The 24751-nt window shown below is 37.1% G+C and carries 31 protein-coding genes; 8 read left to right on the top strand and 23 right to left on the bottom strand.

Annotated features, from left to right (window positions below; translation table 11 throughout):
* Positions 1–54: 54 nt before the first annotated feature.
* The 4 genes from J2X07_RS02690 to pepT form a co-directional block, all read right to left on the bottom strand.
* Positions 55–405 (bottom strand): hypothetical protein, encoded by a 351-nt coding sequence (locus tag J2X07_RS02690; protein ID WP_310256180.1) that lies wholly within the window; start codon positions 403–405, stop codon positions 55–57.
* Complete coding sequence (locus J2X07_RS02685; protein WP_310256178.1) at positions 398–778, bottom strand: NUDIX hydrolase; 381 nt, start codon at positions 776–778, stop codon at positions 398–400. The genes J2X07_RS02690 and J2X07_RS02685 overlap by 8 nt, the downstream gene beginning before the upstream one ends.
* Before the next feature lie 31 nt (positions 779–809).
* Positions 810–1037: a hypothetical protein gene (locus tag J2X07_RS02680; RefSeq protein WP_310256176.1), complete on the bottom strand. Its 228-nt coding sequence runs from the start codon at positions 1035–1037 to the stop codon at positions 810–812.
* A gap of 216 nt (positions 1038–1253) precedes the next feature.
* Positions 1254–2486, bottom strand: coding sequence for a peptidase T (gene pepT / locus J2X07_RS02675; RefSeq protein WP_310256174.1), 1233 nt, complete (start codon positions 2484–2486; stop codon positions 1254–1256).
* A gap of 139 nt (positions 2487–2625) precedes the next feature.
* Here pepT and J2X07_RS02670 point away from each other — a divergent pair, with 139 nt between their 5' ends.
* The 3 genes from J2X07_RS02670 (at position 2626) to J2X07_RS02660 (ending at position 6781) form a co-directional block, all read left to right on the top strand.
* Positions 2626–4212: a spore germination protein gene (locus tag J2X07_RS02670; RefSeq protein WP_310256173.1), complete on the top strand. Its 1587-nt coding sequence runs from the start codon at positions 2626–2628 to the stop codon at positions 4210–4212.
* An 11-nt stretch (positions 4213–4223) separates the two neighbouring features.
* The gene (locus J2X07_RS02665; protein WP_310256172.1) at positions 4224–5432 is read left to right on the top strand and encodes a Ger(x)C family spore germination protein; all 1209 of its coding nucleotides are present in this window, start codon (positions 4224–4226) and stop codon (positions 5430–5432) included.
* A gap of 248 nt (positions 5433–5680) precedes the next feature.
* Positions 5681–6781, top strand: coding sequence for a GerAB/ArcD/ProY family transporter (locus J2X07_RS02660; protein WP_310256170.1), 1101 nt, complete (start codon positions 5681–5683; stop codon positions 6779–6781).
* Positions 6782–7053: 272 nt separating this feature from the next.
* On the opposite strand, the gene J2X07_RS02655 is transcribed toward J2X07_RS02660, so the two are convergent.
* The gene (locus tag J2X07_RS02655; protein ID WP_310256168.1) at positions 7054–8067 is read right to left on the bottom strand and encodes a Gfo/Idh/MocA family protein; all 1014 of its coding nucleotides are present in this window, start codon (positions 8065–8067) and stop codon (positions 7054–7056) included.
* Between the two features lie 168 nt (positions 8068–8235).
* On the opposite strand from J2X07_RS02655, the gene J2X07_RS02650 reads away from it, so the two are divergent.
* Positions 8236–8532 carry a hypothetical protein gene (locus tag J2X07_RS02650; RefSeq protein ID WP_310256167.1) on the top strand — a complete coding sequence of 99 codons (297 nt, stop codon included), beginning with the start codon at positions 8236–8238 and terminating at the stop codon, positions 8530–8532.
* Between the two features lie 59 nt (positions 8533–8591).
* Here the strand turns inward: J2X07_RS02650 and J2X07_RS02645 are convergent, their stop codons facing one another.
* The 5 genes from J2X07_RS02645 to J2X07_RS02625 all read right to left on the bottom strand — a co-directional run bounded on the left by J2X07_RS02645 (position 8592) and on the right by J2X07_RS02625 (position 12426).
* Positions 8592–9278 (bottom strand): hypothetical protein, encoded by a 687-nt coding sequence (locus J2X07_RS02645; RefSeq protein WP_310256166.1) that lies wholly within the window; start codon positions 9276–9278, stop codon positions 8592–8594.
* Between the two features lie 38 nt (positions 9279–9316).
* Complete coding sequence (locus J2X07_RS02640; protein WP_310256165.1) at positions 9317–9778, bottom strand: hypothetical protein; 462 nt, start codon at positions 9776–9778, stop codon at positions 9317–9319.
* Positions 9779–9880: 102 nt separating this feature from the next.
* Positions 9881–11140 carry an aminopeptidase P family protein gene (locus J2X07_RS02635; RefSeq protein WP_310256163.1) on the bottom strand — a complete coding sequence of 420 codons (1260 nt, stop codon included), beginning with the start codon at positions 11138–11140 and terminating at the stop codon, positions 9881–9883.
* 101 nt (positions 11141–11241) lie between these two features.
* Positions 11242–11697: a GNAT family N-acetyltransferase gene (locus tag J2X07_RS02630; protein ID WP_310256161.1), complete on the bottom strand. Its 456-nt coding sequence runs from the start codon at positions 11695–11697 to the stop codon at positions 11242–11244.
* A 39-nt stretch (positions 11698–11736) separates the two neighbouring features.
* A complete protein-coding gene (locus J2X07_RS02625; protein ID WP_310256160.1) occupies positions 11737–12426 on the bottom strand; it encodes a VanZ family protein in 690 nt (229 codons plus the stop codon).
* A gap of 203 nt (positions 12427–12629) precedes the next feature.
* Here J2X07_RS02625 and J2X07_RS02620 point away from each other — a divergent pair, with 203 nt between their 5' ends.
* A complete protein-coding gene (locus J2X07_RS02620; RefSeq protein ID WP_310256159.1) occupies positions 12630–13709 on the top strand; it encodes a nitric oxide synthase oxygenase in 1080 nt (359 codons plus the stop codon).
* A gap of 342 nt (positions 13710–14051) precedes the next feature.
* Here J2X07_RS02620 and J2X07_RS02615 read toward each other — a convergent pair whose 3' ends face one another.
* A complete protein-coding gene (locus J2X07_RS02615) occupies positions 14052–14576 on the bottom strand; it encodes a DinB family protein (protein ID WP_310256157.1) in 525 nt (174 codons plus the stop codon).
* Between the two features lie 485 nt (positions 14577–15061).
* Here J2X07_RS02615 and J2X07_RS02610 point away from each other — a divergent pair, with 485 nt between their 5' ends.
* On the top strand, positions 15062–15472 hold the full coding sequence (locus J2X07_RS02610) for a DUF2809 domain-containing protein (RefSeq protein WP_310256156.1): 411 nt from the start codon (positions 15062–15064) through the stop codon (positions 15470–15472).
* Between the two features lie 118 nt (positions 15473–15590).
* Here J2X07_RS02610 and J2X07_RS02605 read toward each other — a convergent pair whose 3' ends face one another.
* From J2X07_RS02605 to J2X07_RS02550, 12 genes are all read right to left on the bottom strand, one after another.
* Positions 15591–16109: a hypothetical protein gene (locus tag J2X07_RS02605; protein ID WP_310256155.1), complete on the bottom strand. Its 519-nt coding sequence runs from the start codon at positions 16107–16109 to the stop codon at positions 15591–15593.
* Between the two features lie 11 nt (positions 16110–16120).
* Positions 16121–16399 carry a hypothetical protein gene (locus tag J2X07_RS02600; RefSeq protein WP_310256154.1) on the bottom strand — a complete coding sequence of 93 codons (279 nt, stop codon included), beginning with the start codon at positions 16397–16399 and terminating at the stop codon, positions 16121–16123.
* A 147-nt stretch (positions 16400–16546) separates the two neighbouring features.
* Positions 16547–17491 (bottom strand): Gfo/Idh/MocA family protein, encoded by a 945-nt coding sequence (locus J2X07_RS02595; RefSeq protein WP_310256153.1) that lies wholly within the window; start codon positions 17489–17491, stop codon positions 16547–16549.
* 581 nt (positions 17492–18072) lie between these two features.
* Entirely contained in the window at positions 18073–18627 is a 555-nt protein-coding gene (locus tag J2X07_RS02590; protein ID WP_396193577.1) for a hypothetical protein, read from the bottom strand.
* Positions 18628–18788: 161 nt separating this feature from the next.
* Positions 18789–19073 carry a hypothetical protein gene (locus J2X07_RS02585; RefSeq protein ID WP_310256150.1) on the bottom strand — a complete coding sequence of 95 codons (285 nt, stop codon included), beginning with the start codon at positions 19071–19073 and terminating at the stop codon, positions 18789–18791.
* A 21-nt stretch (positions 19074–19094) separates the two neighbouring features.
* Positions 19095–19298 (bottom strand): nucleic acid-binding protein, encoded by a 204-nt coding sequence (locus tag J2X07_RS02580; RefSeq protein ID WP_310256149.1) that lies wholly within the window; start codon positions 19296–19298, stop codon positions 19095–19097.
* Positions 19299–19314: 16 nt separating this feature from the next.
* A complete protein-coding gene (locus J2X07_RS02575; RefSeq protein WP_310256148.1) occupies positions 19315–19455 on the bottom strand; it encodes a hypothetical protein in 141 nt (46 codons plus the stop codon).
* Between the two features lie 15 nt (positions 19456–19470).
* Complete coding sequence (locus J2X07_RS02570; RefSeq protein ID WP_310256146.1) at positions 19471–19896, bottom strand: hypothetical protein; 426 nt, start codon at positions 19894–19896, stop codon at positions 19471–19473.
* A gap of 181 nt (positions 19897–20077) precedes the next feature.
* Positions 20078–20533 (bottom strand): SRPBCC family protein, encoded by a 456-nt coding sequence (locus tag J2X07_RS02565; RefSeq protein ID WP_310256144.1) that lies wholly within the window; start codon positions 20531–20533, stop codon positions 20078–20080.
* Positions 20526–20846, bottom strand: a complete 321-nt coding sequence (locus J2X07_RS02560) for an ArsR/SmtB family transcription factor (protein ID WP_310256141.1) — start codon at positions 20844–20846, stop codon at positions 20526–20528. Before J2X07_RS02560 ends, J2X07_RS02565 begins: the two co-directional genes overlap by 8 nt.
* Before the next feature lie 107 nt (positions 20847–20953).
* Positions 20954–21640, bottom strand: coding sequence for a hypothetical protein (locus J2X07_RS02555; RefSeq protein ID WP_310256139.1), 687 nt, complete (start codon positions 21638–21640; stop codon positions 20954–20956).
* Positions 21641–21687: 47 nt separating this feature from the next.
* Positions 21688–22125, bottom strand: a complete 438-nt coding sequence (locus tag J2X07_RS02550) for a GNAT family N-acetyltransferase (RefSeq protein WP_310256137.1) — start codon at positions 22123–22125, stop codon at positions 21688–21690.
* Positions 22126–22427: 302 nt separating this feature from the next.
* Here J2X07_RS02550 and J2X07_RS02545 point away from each other — a divergent pair, with 302 nt between their 5' ends.
* A complete protein-coding gene (locus tag J2X07_RS02545; RefSeq protein WP_310256136.1) occupies positions 22428–22967 on the top strand; it encodes a tetratricopeptide repeat protein in 540 nt (179 codons plus the stop codon).
* A gap of 185 nt (positions 22968–23152) precedes the next feature.
* Complete coding sequence (locus J2X07_RS02540; RefSeq protein ID WP_310256134.1) at positions 23153–24703, top strand: ATP-binding protein; 1551 nt, start codon at positions 23153–23155, stop codon at positions 24701–24703.
* The last annotated feature ends 48 nt before the right edge of the window (positions 24704–24751 follow it).

The raw sequence follows: 24751 nt of genomic DNA, 5'->3' as shown, positions 1-24751 counted from the left end.
CCAAGAATACGGATCATTTAAGCTCCTATTATTAAAGGTTCAGCTTTTCATGTTCTATCCAAATATAACCATATAATATCTCGTATAGTATTGATAGCCAAAACGTCTCATCTCATTACCTTTTTTGAATTCAAGTGCATTTCCAATCTTGTCTCTTCCTGCGTATTCCCAGCCCTCTTTCACCATCTTCTTAATAAACGGCTCCATCTTCCCTCGTTTTACTAAATATTGTTCATCCTTCCACACTTCAACGATTCCTTTATCTTGCACAATCATTTTTGATATGGCTAAAGCATATGGGATGGGATTCCCCTGTTGGAAGATCACATCTCTTTTTTGAACGATTAAAAGGATGATTAGACAGAAAACAGCTAACGAAATAATAAACTTTTTTGATTTAAACATATCGTTTTCCCCTTTCCTGCATTGTTAATTTTCTAACTAACTCAACAATTGGCTTTGATACATCGTCAAAATAATGATCATCAAATAGACCTACCCACTGAACATCCAAAATATCTTCATCGTCTTCAATGGTAAGTTCACCGGAGACTACTTCACACAAGTAGGTATGTTTTGAATCGTTTGTATAAAGAAGTTCAATGATTCTTTCGGCATAGCCTGTTTCCTCTCTGACTTCTCGAATACACGCTTCTTCAAATGTTTCATCTTTTTCTACTCCGCCACCTGGAAAGTTCCAGACGGTGTCACCTCTTTTTACTCTTTGTTTAACCATCAATAATTGGTTGTTCTGAATAACGACTCCTTGAGATAACAAATTCCGCACCTGCTTTACTTCAAATGATTTTTTAAAAAAAGTTCAAGACCATCACGAGCAGCATAGAAAAACCGAGTAGACCGATTAAAACGCAGCCTAAAAACTTTATACTTTTAGGCAATCCGCTCACATTTTCTAAACCTTTTTTATTGAGCGGTCCGCCGGATTCGATATTTTGTAAGTTTTCAATCGGTGAATAAACCTTGTGTTCTTCGGTATCATTCGTTCTAATTGATTGTGTTTCGTGAATTTTTTTCATTACACAACCGCTCCTTTTGATAAGTCCGCTACCAGACTATACCTTTTCTACAAAACGCCCTTCCCTTCCTTTTATTTACATAGACTTTTGATACGAATTCAACACGAAAAGAAAATATAACTATATCTCGACAACAATCGACATCCCGTTCAACCATCAATAGTCAAAATAAAAAGCTAACCCGTAAATAATAGGGGTTAGCTCTCGTATTACAATTTAAGCTTCTTGTTCAAACAGCTGAACTAGCTCAATGATTACTTGCGTTGCTTTTACCATGTTGTCCACCGAGATAAATTCGTGTCTGCCGTGGTAGTTTTCTCCGCCTGTAAAAATATTAGGAGTCGGGAGTCCCATGTAAGAGAGCTGAGACCCGTCTGTTCCGCCTCGGATAGGTTTGACGATCGGTTCGATCTCCAAATTTTTCATCGCTTTATAAGCAAGATCTACAATTTCTTTTACGGGTTCGATCTTCTCTCTCATGTTGTAATACGTGTCTTCCATCGTTAAGACAATTTTATCTTCACCATATTTATCTTTAAGTTCATCAATGATTGCTTGCATCGTATCTTTTCTTTTTTGGAAAAGCGCCTTGTCATGATCCCTGATGATGTAAGCTAGTTGAGTTTGTTCAACATCACCCTTAATGCTGGTCAGATGATAAAAGCCTTCATATCCTTCCGTATGTTCTGGCGCTTCTTCTGCTGGCAGCTTGCTTTGGATCTCCATCGCAATTTTAACGGAGTTCACCATTTTATTTTTTGCAGAACCCGGATGGATGTTCTTTCCTTTGATCGTGATTTTTGCATCAGCGGCATTAAAGCTTTCGTATTCCAATTCACCAAGCGGTCCGCCGTCCATCGTATAGGCGAACTTCGCACCGAAAGCAGCAACGTCAAACTTATGCGGTCCTCTCCCAATCTCTTCATCTGGCGTAAATGCTACTCTTAGTTTTCCGTGCTTGATTTCAGGGTGATCAATCAAGTATTTCATAGCCGTCATGATTTCCGCGATGCCTGCCTTGTTATCAGCACCGAGCAGGGTTGTGCCATCCGTGGTAATTAACGTATGTCCCTTATAATTTAGCAAGTTTGGAAAATCTTTCGGTGAAAGTTCAATATGTAAGTCTTTGTTTAAAGAGATTGCTTCCCCATCATAGTTCTCAACGATTTGTGGTTTTACGTTCGTACCGGTGAAATCAGTTGCTGTATCCACGTGCGCTAAAAAGCCGATCGTCGGAACTTGTTTTTCCGTATTCGATGGGAGTGTGGCCATGACATAGCCATTATCATCAATCGTTACATCTTCCATACCAATTTGCTTTAATTCTTCGACTAATTGATTCGCTAACGTCAGCTGGCCAGATGTAGACGGCGTAGATTCACTGCTTGAATCCGATTGTGTGTCGATTTTTACATAAGAAGTAAATCGTTTAATTATTTCTTGTTTCAATTTTCAATCAACTCCATTGGTTTTGTTTCATTTTATCATGTTTTGCATGCAAACAACGATTTTAATGAATGATAGCAATCGAATAAGATTTCGTTTTTTGGTAAAAATATCAAAAAATGTCCATGGGGAGCTAAGTTCAATGGTATTTAAAAAAAGACGCGTAAAAAAACTGCTCGATAATGAAATGCCCAAAGAAAATTCAACAAAACCCGAGGAAGATCCTGCCACTGAAGACGGGCTGTATTCAACCCTTGATAAAAACATATCTCGGATCAAAACCTCGTTTGGAGATAGTTCGGATTTAGTATCTGCTAAATTTTTAGTAAATGAATCACTCAAACAAGAAGCAGCATTGATTTACATTGAGGGTTTAGTAAATAAACAGATTATCAATCATTTCTTAGAGAATATTACCGTTTCTTCGAGAGAACTGAAAAATCATACGTCACACACATTGAGTTCAGCTCATTTGATCGAGCATCTTTCCCTCCCAATCAGCCATTTAAGTGAATTACACGATTTTACTAATATTTATCGCTCGATGCTTTCTGGCAATGCTGTTCTTTTATTAGACTCTGTATCTATTGGCTATGGGATGGATACGTGCGGCTGGAAAGGTCGTGATGTTTCAGAATCTGAAACAGAAAGTGTTGTTAGAGGTCCTAAAGAAGCTTTTACGGAATCCATTCAAACCAATACAACATTAATTCGGCGTAAAATAAAAGATCCGCGATTATGGATCGTGACAAAACCAATCGGAACCGTAACACAAACGAGGGTATCAGTTGTATATATACACGGAATCGCGAATGAAAAACTTGTAAAAGAAGTTCATGAACGGCTGGACCGAATCGATATTGATGGCATTTTGGAGAGCAACTACATCGAGGAATTTATTCAAGATGAGACATATACTCCTTTTCCAACCGTATTTAACACGGAACGGCCCGATGTAATAGCTGCTGGGCTTTTAGAGGGACGCATCGCGATTGTTATTGATGGTACGCCTTTTGTACTGCTCGTTCCCGCCTTATTCACACACTTTTTTCAAGCAGCAGAAGATTACTATCAGAGATGGGATATTTCTACTTTGTTGAGGATTTTACGTGTTTCAGCTTTTTTTATTTCCTTGCTGGGACCTTCTGTTTATATCGCTGTCATTAACTTTCATCAAGAAATGCTGCCTTCCCCTCTATTAGTCAGTCTCGCTGCTCAACGGGAAGGGGTTCCTTTCCCTGCAGTTATCGAGGCATTAATTATGGAAATTACTCTTGAAATTTTGAGGGAAGCTGGACTGAGGCTTCCAAAAGCGATTGGTCAAACCGTATCCATTGTTGGGGCGCTAGTTATTGGCCAAGCTGCTGTTGAGGCTGGTATTATCTCAGCTGCGATGGTAATTGTCGTTTCCATTACAGCGATTTCGAACTTCATTTTGCCTGCTTATAATATTGGTATTTCCATTCGGATTCTGCGATTTGGTTTTATGATCCTGGCAGGAACTTTTGGTCTTTACGGTGTTGCGATTGGTTTATTCGCACTTGCTCTACATCTGTGCAGTCTAAGGTCATTCGGTATTCCTTATATGGCTCCGATTGCTCCATACATTAAATCTGATATGAAAGATACTTTATGGAGAAAACCAAGATGGAAGTTACTCACTAGACCGCGTTTAGTCAATCAAACCAACATTAACCGAGAACCTAAAAAGACATCTGATCAGAAATAGAGGTGAACCGTTTGTTCTATAAAAAACTGATCTTACTTTTTTTATTAACGCTAAGTCCGCTCCTTTCTGGATGCTGGAACAATAGAGAATTAGAAGAATTAGGTCTGGCAGTAGCTATGGGTATTGATAAAGAAGACGGCAAATATGTGGTTACGGTTCAGCTCGTTAATCCATCTTCAATTGCTTCAAAACAAATGGATACGACGAGAGCACCAGTCGTTACTTATCAAGAAAAAGGCGATACGATTTTTGATGCGATTAGACGTCTTACGAAAACTTCGCCACGGAAAACATTCTATCCTCATCTCAAAGTCCTTGTTTTAGGTGAGAAGATTGCAAAAGAGGGATTTTCTAAATCATTGGATCTTTTAGCAAGAGATCAAGAGTTTCGTTCTGACTTTTTTGTAGTCGTTGCAAAAGGTCATCGTGCAGATGAAGTGTTAAATATTCTTGTTCCTGTAGAGAAAATAGCCGCACAAAACATCTTCTCCAAACTCAAAACATCTGAAGAGGTATTCGCTCCTTCCTATGCTCTTACGTTTGGAAAACTAATTGATGATTTGACAAGTGAAGGAACGGAACCAGTCATTACAGGTTTAAAAATAACCGGAAATCCAAAGGAAGGCGAAAAGATGAGTAATCTACAAACCGCGAACCCAAAAGTCCGGCTGAAATATATTAATCTTGCTGTGTTTAAAAAAGATAAATTAAAAGGGTGGCTGAACGAGCATGAAAGTAAAGGCTATAACTATTTCAATGATAATGTTAAAAGCACCATTGTTACGGTCCCTTGCTTAGATAAAAAGAAAGATCGATTGTCTGTTGAAATAATTGACACTCACACAAAAGTAAAAAGCAAAATGGAGAACGGCATCCCCCATGTACATGCTGAGGTCAATGCCAAAGCCAATGTAGGAGAGGTTGGCTGTTCCATTAATCTTACGAAGCAAGCTACAATTGATGAAATTCAAAAATTAGTAGAACACGATATCCATGGAAAAATAACTGAAGCAATTATCGCGGCTCAAAAAAAATATAAAATTGATTTTCTCGGAGCAGGAAAAGTCATCCATCGGGCTGATCCAAAATACTGGAAAAGAGCAAAAAAAGGTTGGGACGAAAAGTTTGTAAATATAAAAATCACAAGCAAAGTTAATGTCCATATTGATAAAATCGGGAAAAACAGCAACTCATTCTTAAATGAGTTTGATAAGAAATAATGATGTTTAAATTTATGTTTCCAATGTTAATAGCCGCAGCCATTTTTTTTATAGATGGACCCACACTAATCAAAATAAAAAAATCAAATAAAAAAGATCTGTGGATTTACTTAGGACTGATTAGCTTTGGGTTTATCCTTTTAATCATTCAAATACTTGGTAAAACTATACCTACACCCCTTGAGTGGATTTCTTTTCTGTTAAGACCGATGACAGATGGGTTGTAACGATGTAATAGGAGGCACCGTATGCTTGAAAAAGGAATCATCAGCATCAGACAATTCACTATACTAGTTGCTCTTTATACAGTAGGCACAGCCATTTTAATTATCCCATCCATCCTAACTGCAAATGCAAAGCAAGATGTTTGGCTTTCTGGATTATTCGGTCTTGGTATCGGTTTACTATTGGTGCTCTTAAATTGGTCACTTTCTAAGCGATTTCATTTTATTAGCTTAGCAGAAATTATAGAGAAAGTGTTTGGTACGGTTTTAGGGAGAATAATCTCTATCATTTTTTTTGTAAGCTACGTATTTATTTTGGCTGTTTTTGTATTGCGTAATATTGGTGATTTCATGGTGACGGTAATGATGCCTGAAACACCGATTGAAGCCATTCACTTGTTGTTCTTGATCATCACGCTGTATGGTGTCCGATTAGGCCTTGAAACGTTTACAAGGACAACGGAACTCTTTCTGCCCTGGCTCGTTATCCTTTTTGTAGTGTTATTTTTTACACTTCTGCCTAAAATGCAAATCATTAATCTGTTACCAGTCTTAGAGAACGGTATGAAACCGGTATTTCGATCCTCGGTTTCTTTGATTGTATTCCCGTTTTTGGAACTCATCCTGTTCTTAATGATCATTCCGTATGTGAACCAGCCAGAGAAAACAAAAAATGCTTACTTGCTAGGGACATTACTTGGAGGAGGCATACTGGTTCTCATATCTACCTTGTCTATTTTAGTTATGGGTGTAAATGAAACAAGCCGAAGTATATATCCTACATTTGATTTAGCGAAAACCATCAACATACGTGAGTTCTTTCAAAGGGTGGAGGCATTTATGGCCCTGATTTGGTTTATTACCGTTTATGTAAAATTAATCGTACTGACCTATATTTTGTGCATTGGTCTATCACACTCTTTAAGAATCCATGATTATAAATTATTAACTTTTCCAATCGGATTATTGATGTTTGTTGTTTCACTAGTCATATTTCCAAGCAGTTCGTATTTAATTGAATTCACCCCAGTTTATGATGTCTATGCAATAATTTGGTTGTTCTTTTTCCCCATGATCATATGGGTTGTTTCCCTCATTAGAGGTAAGCCGGCAGCACCTCATTAGAAGTATTAATTAATTTAAGATTTTGTATCTGGACATGTTAACTAGCGGCCAGGTTGTAGGATTTTTTCGGTTTGTGATTAAATCGAATTCTACCATTGTATGGAATTATGGCTGATTTTCGTGGAATTATGAATGGCGAGGCTAAAATGAACCGGATTCGAGAGCATCGATTCCTTATTTATCATAAGATTCAGCCCAAAATTAAAAAGGAGAATAAAAAATGACTTAAAATGTGCCATTTCGAGACACATTTCAAGCCATTTTCTTTAAATTCAAGCGATTGTACACTTTGTAATCTCTGAAACCAGGACATGGCGTCCTTCTTCACTCGATAAAGCAGCCGCTTGGTTGATCAGCGTCAAATTGTACATATCTTCTTTAGTGATGGATGGCTGTTTTCCATTTTCGACGGAATCGACCCATTGCTGCATGGCAGATGGATTTGGTTCTGGTATTTCCGGTGTAACCCACTCATCTGTTCCTAGGTGTTTGCTTTTAATTCGTGCCACTCTGTCCTCGATTAAAAGCGTTCCTTCTGTTCCGTAAAGCTGCAATTGCTGCGGGCTTCCGTATGAAAGGAATCCTGTTTCAATGAGACCGATCGCGCCTGATTCATATTCCACCATCACGACAGCATTATCGTCGACTTCACGGTTCTGAAACCGGCTTAATTTTCCGCTGACGCTCTTTACCTTTCCTCCCAGGCGATTCGTTAAATAAATCGGATGTGCACCAAGGTCGATCAGCGCACCTCCGCCACAAGCTTCCTTATCAAAAAAGTGATCCGGGAGCCAGCCTTTTACGTTATCTTCTGACGGAACTGCTCCATTGTGAGCCACTCGGCATCTTACGTTTGTGATAGCTCCGAGCAAACCCTGCTCAACAACATTTTGTGCGTAGAGATAAAAGCTTTCTGTCAGCCTTGGAAGTGAGAGCATGAGATGAACGTTATTTTTTTCAACGGCGGAGAAGATTTCTTCACAATCCTCTACTGAAAAGGCTAAAACTTTTTCTGTGAATATGTGCTTCCCATGATTGGCCGCAGCAATGATTACATCTTTATGTAAGCTGGTTGGGGTTGTGACGATGATTCCGTCAATTTCTGGATTTGATAAAACCGCTTCCAAATCAGATTCAAATGGAACTCCTAACTCTTGAGCCCACTGTTTGCCGCGTAATGGATCCTCGTCCCAAACTTGCTTGATGGAAATCGATTCATTTTCTTGTGCTTCTCTTGCGTAATCCACTGCATGTACATGCCACTTGCTAATTAACGCTACATTCATGAAAGCACCTCCTATTTTTTAGCTGATTCCATTATTGCACATACGGAAAGCAAGGTGTTTATAAATATAACCTTTTTCATTGAATAAATCAGGAAAAATTCGCAATAAACTGTATAGAGTATATAAAGTAAAACAATTAAACAGGCACGGTTAAGGAGGCATTTTTTTTTGGAGGAGTTTCCGATCATTCATACAAATTTTTGGGATGCATTAATTGCAGTGCCTGCAATCATCATTCTGATCGAACTATTAAAAGTTTTTTTTCCAAAGCTTCATTCTTGGATTCCCTCAGTCGCAAATTTTCTAGGTCTTTTCATTTCGATATTTATCGCTCACCCGAATAACTTGTGGGCTGGAATTTTCATGGGTGTCTTTTACGGAAACGCAGCCATTGGTGCATATGCTGGTTTTATGATGGCAGTTCGTGCATACCGAAATCAGGATTCTCACAAACATTACAGATAAAATTGAGGTATCTGAACGCAAAAGCATTGCTGAATCCAATGCTTTTTTATTTCGCGTATTTAAATATTGCCCAAGGCAGCCCATAAAACGTCTTCACCTAATTCCTCATCATTACTATATTTACAATATCGAGCCGCTTCTCCAAGTAAAGGTATAAAACCATCTTTATTCAGACTGAAACGAAACTGTTTATTAAAATCCTTTTCTAATCCATTGCACAAATAGGAATGGAACTTACCAGATTCAAAACCGAGAATTTCGTAACCAATCCTTTCTGATCCATTGTGATCAACCCGAACATTGCTTAGTAATAATTTTTCGATCCCATTCCGTTCTTCCTTTGGTTTCGTTAATGTTTCCTCATATTCAATAAATTCATCTGCACAGTCTTGGGATAATCCGATTCCAATTATAGTGACATCATCTATATGAATAAGAAATTTTCTGCAAAATTCTCTTGCAAGATCTAGGGTTGTAAACATTTGAGGGTATTCAAAAAGTTCTTTTTCGGTCATACTCCCTACCCATTTTTCTATTTCTTCGTAGATGCTTTCTGTAATCTTAAATTGTTCCATGTACTTTTCTTTCTTATTTTGAGATCCGCCCCATAAAACATTAATATCAGGATGAAAGTCGCACAGACATTCACTAACAGACAATAGAGGATCAGGAATTAAGTTTTTATCCAAATAATCCGGCCGTTTAATAGGGGAAATAAGAAAATATCCTCCTGAAATGTATTTCATAGTTATCCCCCGAACATCACTAAATTTTGCAAATCAATTTAGATTCCACAATGATACAAGTAAAAATTGCCTGATTCTAAACGTCTTGCCATGGAAACTATCTTTTCAAGCAGGTTTATTACTTCCTCCCTATTCAAGAATACCTTTTCATAACCACCTTCCTGATTGTCCTCATCATAAATAAATTCTCCAGTGAGTTCAAATGGATTAGGTGCATTTAGAAATAGGTCTCTCCATGAGGAAAAAACTCTTCTCAAAGATTCTGCAGATTGTTTATCAAAAAGGGTTACTCCATGATAATTAATACCTTGACCCATTGGGTTACCTTTTAATGCAGGATTTTTACTCACGATCCATTTTAACGAGTCGGAAATATATTGAATAATGTCATCATGAATTACAACACTGTCTATAATGCACTCATTTTTTTCTCTATGCACCCAAAAATCCTTCGTTACAGTTGTTTTAGAAATAAGATAAAACTCATGTTCCAAACTCATATATTCCTCCTTATAATAGTCGGCAATCTTTTTTGACATTCCTTCACAAAAAAATAGCGTGAATTCCTATTAGAATACACGCTAATCTTAACTTTTCTATTATTATACTAGCAGCTTATTCATTGCCATATATTCTTCGATTTCTTCAACCGTTCTTATGATGTCTTTAGAAAGATTCTCGTGTCCTTCTTCTGTTACAAGAATATCATCCTCAAGACGAATTCCAATCGCCTCTTCTTCAATGTACAATCCTGGTTCGATCGTGAGCACCATTCCCGGCTCCAGCACGCGTTCTTTGTAAGATCCGACATCATGTGTGTCCAACCCTAGGAAATGGCCAACACTATGATAATAATACTTCGAGATTTCGGAATCTTCTTGAATGAGACCGATATTCTTGCACTCTTCTGCTAATATCTTTTTAGCATGTTCATTTAACTCAGCAAACTTTAATCCTGGTTTTACTAGCTTTGTCGTTTCTTTCAACGTTTTCAGCACGATGTTATAGATTTCTTTTTGACGCGGGGAGAATTTTCCGTCTACTGGGAACGTGAAACTAATATCCGCATTGTAGTAATCCTTTTGTGCACCAAGATCCAGCAGGATCAAGTCCCCTTGATTGATTTCAGCATCATTATCTTCATAATGAAGAACCGTTGCGTTTTTACCGCTTGCTAAAATCGTACCAAACGCAAAATCCTTCACCCCTGATGATTTTAAAACAAAATCAAAATGAGCTTCTAACTGGTATTCCCTCATACCTGCTTTAGCATGCTTCAATACGTTATAGATGCCTTCCTTGGTGATGTTGATTGCTTCTTTGATTTTTTGGATTTCAACGGCTGTTTTAACCACACGCAGTTCACAGATTTCGGGATATACGTTGCTGATCGTTATGTGCGGATAATGTTCGCGCAGATGCTTAGCAAACTGAAGTGTCTTTGTTTGTGTGCCAGACCACTCACGGCGTTCTAAGTCCAAGCATACGTGTTTCATATTTTCTAAGAAGAACGTTTGTGTCAGCATACTTTCAAAACTATCATGGTATACTACATTCTCAATTCCAGAGATTGCTTTTGCCTCTTCTTCTGAAACGGTTTTTCCGACCCATTTTTCCATAACCGGGTCTGCTTTTTGGATGTACATTGTTTCTTTTACTTCATTACCAGTCTTCTTTATTACTAAAGTAAGGTTCGATTCATTGATGCCTGTTAGGTAATAAAAGTTACGGTTAGGAACAAATTTGTGGCGTTCGTCGGCCGTCTTGAAAGGCGCTTCACCTGCAAAAAGTATCGTCACAGATTCATTTGGCAGCACTTCTTTTAAACGGCTGCGATTTTGAGTAAAAAAGTATTCTTTCATGTAGAATCCTCCTTTTTTTATGAAAATCGACTGATTGGTTTATTTATGTAATTCTATTATAAATTATTCGTCGTACGTTGACAGCCATTTTTTGAATTTTTTTATAATTCCTTTTTCATAAACACGCTATTAGAATCCTCTTGGTAATCTGAAAACGGCTTGCAATATTGGAATCCGAAACTAGCATAAAGTCTTCTTGCCGGTTCAAATGCTGCCTGTGATCCCGTTTCCAAACTTAATTTTCTATATCCCCTCTTTTTGGCTTCTTCTATTATGTATTGCAGCATTTGTTTAGCTACACCTTTTCTAAGATGTGATGAAGAGGTTCGCATGGATTTAATCTCTCCATGCTCAGCGTCCAGTTCCTTAAGTGCGCCGCATCCCATTAACTCTTTATCCTCCCAAGCACTCCAGAATGTAATATCCGGTTTCCTTAAGGAATCAAGGTTCAATGCATGTATGCTTTCAGGCGGTGAGAGAAGCGTCATTCCGTGAAGATGCGCATTTATCAATTCAACAATTTCTGGTCCGGTTAGATCGTCTTTTTTAATGTTCATAAAATATCCTCTCTTATTTTTTTTTCCAATATAAAAGTTTCAGCTTGTCTTTTTCAATCTTACTTGGAACGGAGCTGTGTACTTTTGAATAACCCATCTACAAATGGTAAAACTAAAGGCTGCTCCTGAAAAGTTTAAGAGTACATCATCAATATCAGTACTTCTGCCATAGCTCAAAGAATGCAGCGGAGAAGGAATGATGACTGAAAATAAAAATTGTAGAAATTCTATACCAAAAGCTATTGTTAGTAAGGTAATCATTCCATTCACGACTGATTTTTTATACAAAACAGAAATATAGATTCCTAAAGGCATGAGCATAATGAGATTTCCAATTACTTGTGTGTTAACCAATCCGTATTCAATAATTGTTTTAAAAGGAATGAGACTAATCGTTTGCAAATAATATGATTTATCTTCTAATACATCAGACCATTGAAACGGGAGAAAGAAATTTCTAAATGGGACACTGAAAATGGTTAAATAAAAGACTACCATGCTATAAAAATAAAAACTGGACATGATTAAAAGTTTAGCAGCTGATAGTTTTAAAGGTCTTCTGAAAACATCCCAGCTCGCAAAAAAGAGTATTGGTAATACATTTAATGCTATCTCAACAAACCCAAATATCCCTAAATCATTAAATTCCCATCGATATCTCGAACGGATAAAATTTAATGAGATGAATAATACGGGAAAAAGTGTTAATAGCTTTTTGAATGTGTTCACTAAAATCGACTCCTGTTTACAATTTAGAAAAGTTACCCATTAACATTACCATAAATTTCAAATAACTAGTTAATCTCTTCGTGCCTTCCTCTTCTAATAATCGTTCACTAATTGTTCTATCTCTTTTGCTTTGCTGCATGCTATTTTCCTGTAAACTTGGTTATTATGGTTAACATACACTCTCTATATTAGGAGGATGGAAATTGAGTATTGAACTTATAACCGAAGCAAAAGAATTTATTATTCCTTCCTATAAGGAAATGAATAGAACGCAGCAAGAAACAGAAGATAGAATAGCTGAAATCACTAAAGAGATAGAATTAAAAGGTTATTATGAACACACGAGCGATGAATTAGAATACGGAGCTCAGGTTGCTTGGCGCAACAGCAATCGCTGTATTGGAAGACTGTTTTGGGATCAGATGCACGTAATCGATATGAGGCACCTGGACACGGAAGACGCCATATTTAAAGCTTTAATAAACCATATCGATTTTGCCACGAACAATGGCCGTATCCGTCCTGCCATTTCTATTTTTTCACAAAAAACGGATCACCTTAAAATACGGATATGGAATCATCAGCTGGTTCGCTATGCCGGATATCAATCAGACCTTGGCGTTATTGGGGATCCCGATTCTATTGCTTTTACTGAACAATGTATACAGCTGGGGTGGCAGCCAAAGTTCGGCAAATTTGATATCCTTCCGCTCATCATTCAAATAAATGATAGGCCTCCAAAGCTATACGAAATACCGGATGATCTGATTGTAGAAGTACCTATCGAGCATCCTCAATATGAATGGTTTCCTGACTTGCAGCTCAAATGGTATGCTGTTCCTTTTATATCAGATATGTTACTTGAAATTGGTGGAATCACGTATACTGCTGCTCCATTCAACGGATGGTACATGGGAACGGAAATCGGAGCGCGAAACTTAGCCGATGAATCCCGGTATGAAATGCTGCCTCAAATTGCTTCGCTCATGGGCCTGAACACAAAAAGCAGTATTTCTTTATGGAAAGATAAGGCATTGGTCGAGCTCAACATCGCCGTTCTCCATTCGTTTAGAGAAAATGGCGTAAGTATTGTCGATCATCATACAGCAGCACAGCAGTTTAAAAAGTTTGAGGAAAATGAAACAGAAGAAGGACGACCGGTTACGGGAAACTGGGCATGGCTTATTTCCCCGCTATCACCCGCAACATCACATGTTTTTCATAAACCTTATAAAAACGAAATCGTTAAGCCTAACTATTTTTATCAAAAGAAGCCATACTAACTCTACCTAGTTGAAAGGGGTCTGTCCCGGGACAGACCCCTTTTTGTTTGGCGCGCATATTTTCCGTATAGCGCGCATAATTTTCGTACCGCGCGCTTATTTTCCGTATGGCGCGCATATTTCTCGTATCGCGCGCTTATTTCTCGTATGGCACGCACCGTTTTCCCAATCCGTATAAAAAAATAACCTAAAAAGAGTTTCACAATCTCTTTTTAGGTCATTAAATAGGAATTTTAATTACCTTTTGATTTTTTTTGTCCAAGTCGACTTGTTTTTCAAAGATGGATGATACTTCTTGGGCAAAAAAGAGCATACCCAGTGGATAGCTCTTTTTTATCATCTTCATTTCGTTCCAGACTCGTTCATCTGCCTGCTTTTTAATTCTATTAATTCTTCGATTTGTGCGATGTGCCTTTTTTCATGATAGCCGATAAACGGTATCCATTGATCAAGACTCATTAAACCGAATATGGGGTGAGGGAAACCTTTTTCTTGCAATTTCTCTTCCGACGTTTGTTCTATGACTTGTAAAAGAGCCGTTCGTGAATTCTTTAGTTTCTCTTTAACTGCCTCTAACGTTAAAAAGTCATCAGTAGGAGCAACATATGATGGCGCTTCTACTTTTGTGGAACGGTCTACTGTGTACTGAATGGGTTTAGGCGCTATTGATACCGTTTCACCGTTCTTCAGGATTTTCTGAATCGTTTTTGTAATGCTCATTTCTATTAAGTACAAATGATCCAGTACTTGCATAATGGACCATTTATCCTCTTTTACCTTTTCGTTTAACTGTTCATCTGAAAAACCAGCTACAGTATCAAGAAGATTCTTCCGCACATCATGGATAAATGTAATCTCGTGCTTCATTCTCGTACACTCCCTTTCAATCCGTTAACCTGACAATTTCATTTACGTTCAATTCTATCATAAGTTGTTTTTCACTCGTAAACTCGTTATATTGAAACTTACAAATATTGTTGTCTAATCCGTGGTAAAGGCTGTCTCTTTGTTGTTATTGGAAGTAGTTAATCTACGTAACAGGATGCTCGCTTTCCGCGGGGCAGGCGGTGAGCCACATTCGTACGTTTCACTTATAAGTGTCTCACCTGTCTAGCTGCAGCGGTTAGCCCCTCGAGGTCAAAAGTTTAATGGTCCCGAAGGTAAAAAGCGCCTTCTTAGCCCCTTCCCCTTTTGCTTGTCGGGGCTGAACAAACCGCTTCCCTTTTCGGACTGCCCGCCTGTCCCGCATGAGTCTCGCACCTTATACTCCAATTAACTTGTCATTGAAGTATTACAAAAAATACCCCAGAAGCAACACTTTAAGAAAAAGCCATGTTAAAAGAGGGATTTTATTGATTGTTAAAAGAGATTCTACTAAAAAGACACACCGCAATAAGAGAGTTATATATCATATGGCTATAGTAATTACCATCGTTTTAGGGTTAGCCTCCAGAACATATAGCCATTTGTTGGTGGAATTTTTGGCGGAGAATGCGGGGGATATGCTGTGGGCTATGATGGTTTATTTCGGGTTCCGCTTTCTCTTCATACACAAAAGTCTATCTGCCGCCATTTCGCTTAGTCTTCTATTTAGCTTCGGAATAGAGTGCAGTCAACTTTATCAAGAGGATTGGATTAACCAGATTCGCCATACACTCCTGGGATCGTTAATTTTAGGACAAGGTTTTCTGATGGTAGATTTAGTTCGATATGCTGCTGGAATCTTGATTGCTTCTTTAATGGATAAGGTGATTCTAATGTGAAATTTTTCTATAGTAAGAAGATAAATTTTGTTGTCTCTAATTTTTGTAAAAAAAGATCTAAAAACAAAAAACGGCTCAGAAGCGGTTTATTTTGGGTCGTCTTTGTTCAATCTCGTGATTACCTTTCAACTAGAACTTTCCCGTTATGATCTAGAACTTGATATCGTAATGTTACTTTGTCGCTATCTATTCCTTTAGGCAGCTTTTCTATCACAATATGATTTTTGTTTATTCTAATGCTAGATTCATATAAAATGTTTCCAGCCTCATCCTCTAAACTATATTTCACAGTTTCTGCACCTTGATAATTAAAAACAAATCCCCAGAATACCTTTATCGAACTGTTTCCTACAGGACTAACGGTGAGAAATTCATCTTGAATATCCCGATCAATATTTACTGCGAACTCACCATTTACATCATAACCATAAACATTCCCGGTTTTAGTGTATTTATTTAAACTAATCATCTCTCCACCTGCTGCGTTTTTGCTCAAAAAAATTACAATCTCATCATTATCGTCCTGATACAAAATAGAAACTTTCTCTAGGTCAGGTGAACTAATTGCGTCCTCTAGTTTGGTTGCTGAACAACCCAACAAAATACAAAATAATATCACTGAAATGAATTTCCTCATCACTTTCCTCACTAAAAAATAATCCATAAAATTGTTCCGATCATATAAATGACAGGTACGGTGATGATTAAAAGACCGGTTATTCTATTCTTAAATTGTACGACAAAACCTATAAACCATATTAACGGGTGAACAAAATGCTCGTATCGAATATTCGTTTCCTCACTGATTGCAAGTGCGGCAAAAGTACTGAGCATAAAAATCATAAAACCTGAAAGCAAAATATACGAATAGCGTAACCAAAAATATTTATCAGCTACAGACACCTCTACTTCTTTTGAAGAATCCACTTATTTTCACCTCTCTAAAAAAATCGGTCCCTATTTCCATTTCTATAAAATACCAATTAATTCCTTTTTGTCTTCAATCATTCTCTTTTTGTTTCACGAAAAAGGACACTTACCTTTTTCTGATAAGTGCCCTTCATTATTATTTTTTTATTCCGAGAGTATTTTTTCTAATACTTGCTGTATCTCGTATCCTTCTTCAAAATTGATTATTTTTGCGTCTTCCCCATTTATAGCTTTGATTAATTCGTCTACTAAACTAAGGTTTTGGTTAGTATTGCCAACTTCAACTGGCGAGAGGTCTTCACCCTTTCCAGCCGTCTCCAAAACTGTCCAGTTTCTTAGCGCAATCGTTCCCTCTGTTCCGTAAATTTTCAGCAGTACTTCTTCCTTTTCAGCTGTTTTGCTCAATCCATCGAGTAGAACCGGTACACCGCTCGCAAGTTTTAGACGGGCAATCACACTTGTTTCACATAACGCCGGATCTTCCGGAAACTCCATAAAAGCATCAACAGAGTTAATCGGTCCGAAAAACCTTTGAACCATCTGCAAATAGTGAGGAACAACTTCTCTCACGAATCCGCCTTGTTCCCGTCCAGCAATCCATGGATTTTGCTGCCATGGCCGTGGCCAATCTGGAAAATGAACTTTCACTTCTACTCGAAGCAATTCCCCAATATATTTGTCTTTGACCAGCTGATCTATTTTATGGAACTCTGATCGATAAAAAACGGGAAAGTTCATTGCATTTATAAGGTTCTTTCCGGCAACAGCATTCCTCATCTCATCTGCTTCTTCCAAACTATTCGCAAGCGGTTTTTCACAAAGGATGTGTTTGCCTTTCTTTACTGAATCCAGAGCAATTTGATGATGATATTTAGGCGGAACAGCTATATACACCAGTTCCACTTCATCTCGAGCTAATAGATTTTGATAGTCTGTATAAGCCGCAGCGCTTGGCAACACATCTTTCGTTGATTGTAATACTGATTCGTTTGCATCACAAATCGCCACAATCTCTGTTTCCTGATGTTCGTTAAACACTTTTATTAGACGCTGTCCAATCGCCCCTAATCCAATGATTCCTATTTTCAATGCGTTCAGCTCCTTATTTGCTTCTGGTTGTTTATTTCATATTACCTCTCATTTTAGCAAAAGAACTCATCAATAATTGCTCTTTTTGCAATCGCAATATTACAAATAAAAAAGACGCCTTGTTTAACAAACGCGTCCACTCTTAATAAGTATGAGGTTTTCTTTAAAGAGCTATCTCCTTCTTAATACTTCTCTAATTTTTTAATTCGTTCTTCTAATTTTTTCATCTTAGATTTACAATCCAATGCGAATACAAAAGCAACTATTCCTATTATAAAACCGAAACTCTCCATATCATTTACTCCCCTTTCAGTTAGAAAAATGATTTCACAAAGAATATTGAAATGGTCATTACAATTCCACTTATAATCGCTGAAACAAATAGAGGCATTTTAATAAAAAACTTTTTTGGATTTTTGTTAATTGCACTATAGGTAAACATTGTAGCTAGAACAATTACTAAAACACTCATTACTTCTACGATTGTGTTTTCCGAGCGTACAATCAACGTCAATAATGATGTAAAGATTATTGTATATCCCAATTGATACAAACTCACTTTTAAATCACCCCCGTTTGATTTATTTCACATTTGCATCATCAAATCGGATTTCAAAAACTTCATTTTTCCCATTCAGCCAAAATTCCATTGTTGATTTTTGTTTATGGTCAACGTAGCCGATAATTCCTACACCTTGTTCTGATCTTTTATAATTGTGTGTACCATATTTTTGGAGTACCTCTTGTTTGAAGCTGCCTATTGATATTCCTCGAGATGTCTTCAAATCTGGTTTTTCACCTTCATCACTGGAAAGAATTAAACGAACAATTTTACCTTTGTTTTTTCCTTTATTAATGGACGCTGTTTTTAATCCATTTTTCCAATGAAAATAGTCATACATGTTATTATCATCTTGGCTCAAAGCTTTTCTATATTTACTTTCAAAAGCTGGGCTATGAATGTTTTCATGTAATTTTATATTATCGATTTTTTCTTCTGATAGATTGATGGATTGATGATCTTTAAAATAATATTGCCTTCCTTCATAATCAACGTAAATCGTGTGAATAACAAATAACACTGCACTTATAAATAGAATCGTTATTATACTTATTAAACTGGATTTCTTTCTCATTTTATTCAACATTTTCTCCCTGATGATCAGTTTCTATTTAAGCTGAAAAGTTTCTGTATAGGACTTGCCTTGTTTCTCCCATGTAATATGTAATTTGTATTTATGATTTTTCATCGGATGTTCTCCTAAGTAGAAATCTGTTGAAAATGGATTTAGTCTTGTTACAAACCATCTTCCATTCTTTCTTCAATAAACTGTTTATCACTCATTAATGTTGTTTTGTTATCAGTAAAACGAATCTCTTTTATGTTGATTTTGTCCATTGATGTTTGTTTGATATGCCCGATCCAGCCGCCGACTGTTTGATCAAAGTTTTTTTGATATGTCGCTTTCCAGACCCCATCGTCAGATGTACCCCAAATGGCCATACTCGATAAGTACCAAAAGCCCCATAGAAACACCGCAAGACCCATTAGTAATGCTTTCATATAGCGTTTCTTTTTCATAATGAAAGCCTCAATCTATCGTTATTTTTTAAATGCTTTAAATTCATCGATATATAAAATAACATTGCCGCAATTCGGACAAACCGCTGATTTTGGCACAGCAGATACGTTATTAAAAAAACCTTTTCTTTTTTGACTAATTTTTATGCCATACATCGCTCTTTGAACTGTTACTTCACAATCTGCTATCATTTCCGTCTGGCATTGACTGCATATCCTTTTCATACCTCTTCTCCTAACTTTACAATTTAAACAAACAATAAAGTACGACTGCTAACACAACGATAAAACCGCCTATGGTAGGGCTGCCGTACAATGTTCGATTCCAGCTGTCATCTGTTTCGATTTTACTTTTGTCAAATCCCTTTCTTTCATCTCTCATTGGAGTATCCTCCCCTTATAAAACCTTTTTCAGATGTGTTAGATGTTTCTCTTCAACTTCTTTTAAAAATAATACAAGCTTTGCATGTTCTTCTGGAAATCCTTGTGAACTGAAGGTTTCTTTTTCTTTATGCGAGACAACAACAACCGGTATCTTTTTAAACAGAGCAAAAATTATATTCGTTTCTTTTATACTCGTAATCTCTTTATAATTCATTTCAAGAAAAAGCGGAAATGATTTTGAAAGCTCTCCATAAAAAAGAAGTCTTTGGTTAGTGGAAGCTAAAACTCCTCTGACAGGAGTACTTAAGGCGGATCCGTTTCCAGCCAGCCCTGATAATCCGCTTTCTGCTTTATAATAAGTCATCGTACTTGTCTCGATAACCTCATTTTCGTGTAAATGCGATTGTAGAGTCTCTAATACTTTCTTTTTTGTTATCATTCTTAGTCCCCACTTTCTGATAACTGCTTCTTTCATAATAACATTTATTGGTAAATGTGAATTCATTTTGTAAAACTTTGTAAATGATATAACGTGATTTTTCAGAAGAAGTTTCAACCTAAAATAAAAAACAGCCAAGAATCTTTTCCTGGCTGCTTTTCACATTTATTCTCTATACTATTTACACCACCACTGGCGGCAGTGTTACTCCTGTTTCTAAAAATGTTTTGAGGTTGCTCATAACGGCTGGCCAGCCATTATTAAAGCCTTCAAACGTATTTTCCTTCTCAACAAGATCTGTTTCTGCCAAGTTTTCATGCTTTAGTGTCAGCTTAACTGTCTCGTTCATCTGCTGCAGTTGGAACGTTACTACAGTCTCACTATCACGCAGAGTTTTGTCTCCTTTGTACGTCCATGTAAAAGATAATTTGCTATGAGGTTCGAAAGTTAGCACTTTTCCGTAATCGGTTACTTCACCATTGCGAGAATAGGTAATCTCTGAACCTTCACTCCAATCGGATTCTACTCGGCTGCCAAAAAAGTATTGCTCCGTAAAATCTCCGTTTGTTAATGCTTCCCAAAGTTTTTCGGGAGTTGTTGCAATGTAAGTAACATACACGAATTTTGGTTTATTCATTTTGATTATCCTCCTCAAGATTATTTTTCAACGAATATAATGCCTGTAAATGATGACTTTCATATTTGTTAATCCAACGATGATAGATCTCATTGATGGGAACTGGATTCAGATAATGAAATTTTTCTCTCCCATGACGTTCAACTGTTACTAAATTTGCCTCTTCTAATAATGCAAGATGCTTCGTAACGGCTTGCCGTGACATTTCGAGATGATGACATAGTGCATGCAATGTTTGTCCATTCTCCTTGTAAAGCTCATCAAGCAATTTTCTGCGGCTAACATCAGCAAGAGCTTTAAATACTTTATCCAATAGTTCCCACCTCCTTCTTTGTTTCAGTATAAGCAACTAAATGGTTGCGTGTCAATTGAAAAAAAATACGATTCTTATAATGCAAGAATCGTACCTCTTTAATCATTTTATTCAGGAAAAAATTTCCTGATCTCATTTGGTAAAACTGCGATATCATTAGGTGCCCAGAAGTAAGTGGTGCCATCATATTGTACGAAATACTTATATGCGATTGGTTCATTCGTATATAAGACACTATCATAATACGTTGGGTCGCCTTTCGATGCATCATATTGAAAATTAGGATCTTCCTTGCTGTTTTTTAACATGTTCAAAAAAAGACTTATTTCTTCTCGCTTTTTAATTTCATTTATTTTTCCATGTTCAGACTTATAGATTTCAATTGTTTTTACACTTTCTAAAGGGACACTTTTAAAATCCCAATGTGATTCTTTCCCTCTTGGTGCGTATATGCGATATCCATTTATTTCGTTAGACTGTTTTACAGCAATCAGTTCTTCCGTTCCTTTTATTGAATAAATGACTGTTCCTTTTTCGTGAAATGCAGCATCTCCATCTTTTATTTTGTAATGAGGGTTATTCACGTTTCCGTCTACTTTAAATTCCACTTTCCCTAACTTTTTGCCAATATACTTCTCATCAGCTAAAGTTGCATGATTAATAGCGTCGTATTTCACTCCATTCCATTTAACAAAATCAACCCAGTCAATGATGGTATGACTGCCAGGCATTGAAAAGTTATTACAGCCTGATAATAATGCCATTAACAACATAAACAAACCTAATCGCCTCATGGTATTTCCCCCTTTTTCCATTTAGACGATATTTCCAGCAAAAAGGTTTACACGTTCACCCCTTCTAAATTTGTAGTAAACACTTGCTGCGACTTAACATTCTCATACCCTATTTGTTTATAAAACGCGTGTGCTTCTTTCCGATGTCCTCCTGAACGCAATCTTAATTCTGAATAACCGTTCTCTGTTGCCCATTCTTCACATTTTCTCATCAGTCTCTCACCGATTTTTTGTCTTCTGCTGTTTTGATCGACTACTAATCCACCAATCTCTGCATACTCCGATTCTATTAAATGTTTTCCATAAACATGAACCCACCCCGCCAATCGAGGTACCTCTTGTTCAAAAACAAAAACTGCATGATCCAGATCGTGAAGTATTCGATGTAATCTAGATTCTACTTGCTCTTCAGATGATTCATATCCCAATTGTGAACATAGTCTCGCCAGTTCCTTTATATCCTTGTGATTTGCAAGTCTAATCACGTCTTTTCACTCCTCATTCCGTTCTACTCGCCTGAACCTTCTCTTTATTCGTTGTCTTCTCCTTTTGAAACCAAAAAGATATTTAACTATTTTAAATTTTAAAACTTTTGATTGACTCCTACGTAAGTATACAATATTATACAATTGAACTTCGTGTTCATTCTTGATTTTCAAGGAGGATTCGGACTTATGATGATGTTTTTGCAAAACCACAGCCAAAATTAATTAACTCCCATGAAAGTATTGTCTTACAAAGTTACTTTGCCATTAGCAGTACTAACACATTTGGGGAGATTAAAAAAATGAATAAAAGATTAATCCATTCTTCTGATAAAAATTTTTGTGAACGTTTCGATAAAGCAATAGCGTTGCGTGAAGAAGGGCGTGCTAAGCAGGATGAGACGGTTTTGAACGAAGCACGCACACTTCTTTTAGAATTGGCTGCTGCTTATCCTGATCACGCTCAGGTTAACTACCAAACAGGAATTGCTCATGACAATACGGGCTTAGGAAAAGAAGCGATCCCCTTTTACCTAAAAGCAATTGAGCTAGGTCTAACAGGACCTGACTTGGAGAGATGTTTACTCGGTCTTGGCAGTACGTACCGGGTTTTAGGTTTTTATAAAGAAGCGCTAGAAACATTGCGGCGGGGTGTGACAGAGTTTCCTGAGCATCGTGGACTTCAAATTTTTTATTCAATGGCCCTGTACAATTCTGGAAACTATAAAGAAGCTATGGAGATTGTTTTGATGAATTTGATGGAGACCACGAATGACGAAAAACTTCAGTATTTCAAACGTGGGATCACATACTATGCCCAGCATCTTGATGAAACTTGGTGATGAATTACAATAATGTAAGGCGTGCTGAAGAACTCAGTACGCCGTTTCTTTTGGCAAAAGAAAACTTTTTTATTAAAAGAGGAAAAATGGCCTATATTATCGACTAACAAAAAAAGGGATTTTCCTCCTAATTGTCAAATTTAATAGATAACCTACTACGTACTTTTGTCAGGAGATGACGAAACATGGATGATGATATCAAACGGTTTGGAAGTAAGATCATTCGTGAAAGTGAATGGCTAGCTGATAAAGTTACTCAAATGCATGATTCTACTCCTTCTGAGATCAATCATCAGAAATACAAGCATTGGGTAAAAATGCTTTTTCTTTGTCTTGGAAACGCATTATGCAAGGAAAATAACCATTCTCAAGAACAGATTAAAGTCTGGTCTAATATTTTTGAAGATACACAGATTGCTGAGATTCCACTACACGAGACGCTCGCTACCATCTTTCATACCCGGGCTGCTTTATTAGATTTGTTAGATCATGGAACAAAAAACAATGAACTCTCTTCAAACAGCGTTTTTCAAATTATTAAGGAGATCGATCCTCTTTTAGATTATGCTTCACATTCAATAACCTCTTTTTGCACAAAAAGTTTATTAAATACGAAGATTACTTTGTCTGAAACGAACGAAGATTTAAACATAACGTTGAGAGAAATGAAAGACTTTAAGGTTGCTCTAAACGAAGCTACCATATTTACGATTACAGATCCCAACGACCAGATTACATATGTAAATGACCGTTTTTGCAATATTACCCAGTATTCAAGAGAAGAGTTGATTGGAAAAAGTCATGGGGACATCTTAAATTCTGGCTATCATAGCGATGATTTTATAAAAAAGATACAAGAAGATATCCACAATGGTGTTGTTTGGAAGGGTGAGATTTGCAATAAAGCCAAAGATGGATCTCTTTATTGGGTCGATGTTACAATCGTTCCGTTCTTGGATAAGGAAGGAAAAGCTTATCAGCATATCTCGATCCAATACGATATTACAGAAAAAAAACGAACCGAAGAAATGCTTCTGAAGTCAGAAAAACTTTCGTTAGTCGGGGAATTGGCTGCGGGGCTTGCCCATGAGATTCGAAACCCGCTCACAACTGTAAAAGGATTAGTCCAAATCCTACAAAGCAGTACAGAAGAGAAAAGAGAGCTTTATACCGATATCATTTTAGATGAAATTAATCGAATCAACCTGATCGTCAGCGAGTTTATGGTGTTGGCGAAGCCGCACGCTGTTTACTTCAGTGAATTGAATGTAACAGACATCCTTAAAACGGTCATTTATTTACTGGAAGCAGAGGCGAACTTAAAAAATGTCGTTTTTATGGATGACTTTTCTGTTGAAGAAGCTCATGTATTCGGAGAGAAGAACCAGTTAACACAAGTTTTTATCAACTTATTTAAAAACGCGATGGAAGCTTTGCCTCACGGAGGTATAATCCGGGTAAGAACCCGAAGATCTGGGGATAACATCGTTCTTTCCATTGAAGATAATGGTGTTGGAATGGATGAAGAACAAGTAAAAAGAATTGGCGAACCTTTTTACACGACAAAAGAGACTGGTACAGGATTGGGATTGATGGTGAGCTATCGCATCATTCAAAACCATAAAGGCAGCATGACGGTTCAGAGTGAATTAAATAAGGGGACGAGTTTTAACATCTCGCTGCCTATTTTTAACGGGCAGCAGAACAAATTAGAAGAGAAATATAATGAGGTTTAACGTATCCTTTAGCAAGCCGATCCAAAAGGCTTAAATGTCTTTTGGATT

The organism is Fictibacillus barbaricus (assembly GCF_031457135.1).
Classification (GTDB): Bacteria; Bacillota; Bacilli; order Bacillales; family Fictibacillaceae; genus Fictibacillus; species Fictibacillus barbaricus_A.
The sequence above is the reverse complement of the archived record's forward strand: the minus strand, read 5'-3'. Positions and strand labels throughout refer to the sequence as shown.

Excerpts from the sequence above, each read along its gene's own strand:
- J2X07_RS02565 (WP_310256144.1), bottom strand. The coding sequence starts at position 20,533 with ATGAATAAACCAAAATTCGTGTATGTTACTTACATTGCAACAACTCCC.
- J2X07_RS02605 (WP_310256155.1), bottom strand. The coding sequence starts at position 16,109 with ATGAGGAAATTCATTTCAGTGATATTATTTTGTATTTTGTTGGGTTGT.
- J2X07_RS02555 (WP_310256139.1), bottom strand. The coding sequence starts at position 21,640 with ATGAGGCGATTAGGTTTGTTTATGTTGTTAATGGCATTATTATCAGGC.
- J2X07_RS02580 (WP_310256149.1), bottom strand. The coding sequence starts at position 19,298 with ATGAAAAGGATATGCAGTCAATGCCAGACGGAAATGATAGCAGATTGT.
- J2X07_RS02660 (WP_310256170.1), top strand. The coding sequence starts at position 5,681 with ATGCTTGAAAAAGGAATCATCAGCATCAGACAATTCACTATACTAGTT.
- J2X07_RS02630 (WP_310256161.1), bottom strand. The coding sequence starts at position 11,697 with ATGAACATTAAAAAAGACGATCTAACCGGACCAGAAATTGTTGAATTG.
- J2X07_RS02540 (WP_310256134.1), top strand. The coding sequence starts at position 23,153 with ATGGATGATGATATCAAACGGTTTGGAAGTAAGATCATTCGTGAAAGT.
- J2X07_RS02635 (WP_310256163.1), bottom strand. The coding sequence starts at position 11,140 with ATGAAAGAATACTTTTTTACTCAAAATCGCAGCCGTTTAAAAGAAGTG.
- J2X07_RS02570 (WP_310256146.1), bottom strand. The coding sequence starts at position 19,896 with ATGATAACAAAAAAGAAAGTATTAGAGACTCTACAATCGCATTTACAC.
- J2X07_RS02590 (WP_396193577.1), bottom strand. The coding sequence starts at position 18,627 with ATGAGAAAGAAATCCAGTTTAATAAGTATAATAACGATTCTATTTATA.
- J2X07_RS02585 (WP_310256150.1), bottom strand. The coding sequence starts at position 19,073 with ATGAAAAAGAAACGCTATATGAAAGCATTACTAATGGGTCTTGCGGTG.
- J2X07_RS02680 (WP_310256176.1), bottom strand. The coding sequence starts at position 1,037 with ATGAAAAAAATTCACGAAACACAATCAATTAGAACGAATGATACCGAA.
- J2X07_RS02670 (WP_310256173.1), top strand. The coding sequence starts at position 2,626 with ATGGTATTTAAAAAAAGACGCGTAAAAAAACTGCTCGATAATGAAATG.
- J2X07_RS02545 (WP_310256136.1), top strand. The coding sequence starts at position 22,428 with ATGAATAAAAGATTAATCCATTCTTCTGATAAAAATTTTTGTGAACGT.
- J2X07_RS02655 (WP_310256168.1), bottom strand. The coding sequence starts at position 8,067 with ATGAATGTAGCGTTAATTAGCAAGTGGCATGTACATGCAGTGGATTAC.
- J2X07_RS02690 (WP_310256180.1), bottom strand. The coding sequence starts at position 405 with ATGTTTAAATCAAAAAAGTTTATTATTTCGTTAGCTGTTTTCTGTCTA.
- J2X07_RS02615 (WP_310256157.1), bottom strand. The coding sequence starts at position 14,576 with ATGAAGCACGAGATTACATTTATCCATGATGTGCGGAAGAATCTTCTT.
- J2X07_RS02645 (WP_310256166.1), bottom strand. The coding sequence starts at position 9,278 with ATGAAATACATTTCAGGAGGATATTTTCTTATTTCCCCTATTAAACGG.
- J2X07_RS02575 (WP_310256148.1), bottom strand. The coding sequence starts at position 19,455 with ATGAGAGATGAAAGAAAGGGATTTGACAAAAGTAAAATCGAAACAGAT.
- J2X07_RS02640 (WP_310256165.1), bottom strand. The coding sequence starts at position 9,778 with ATGAGTTTGGAACATGAGTTTTATCTTATTTCTAAAACAACTGTAACG.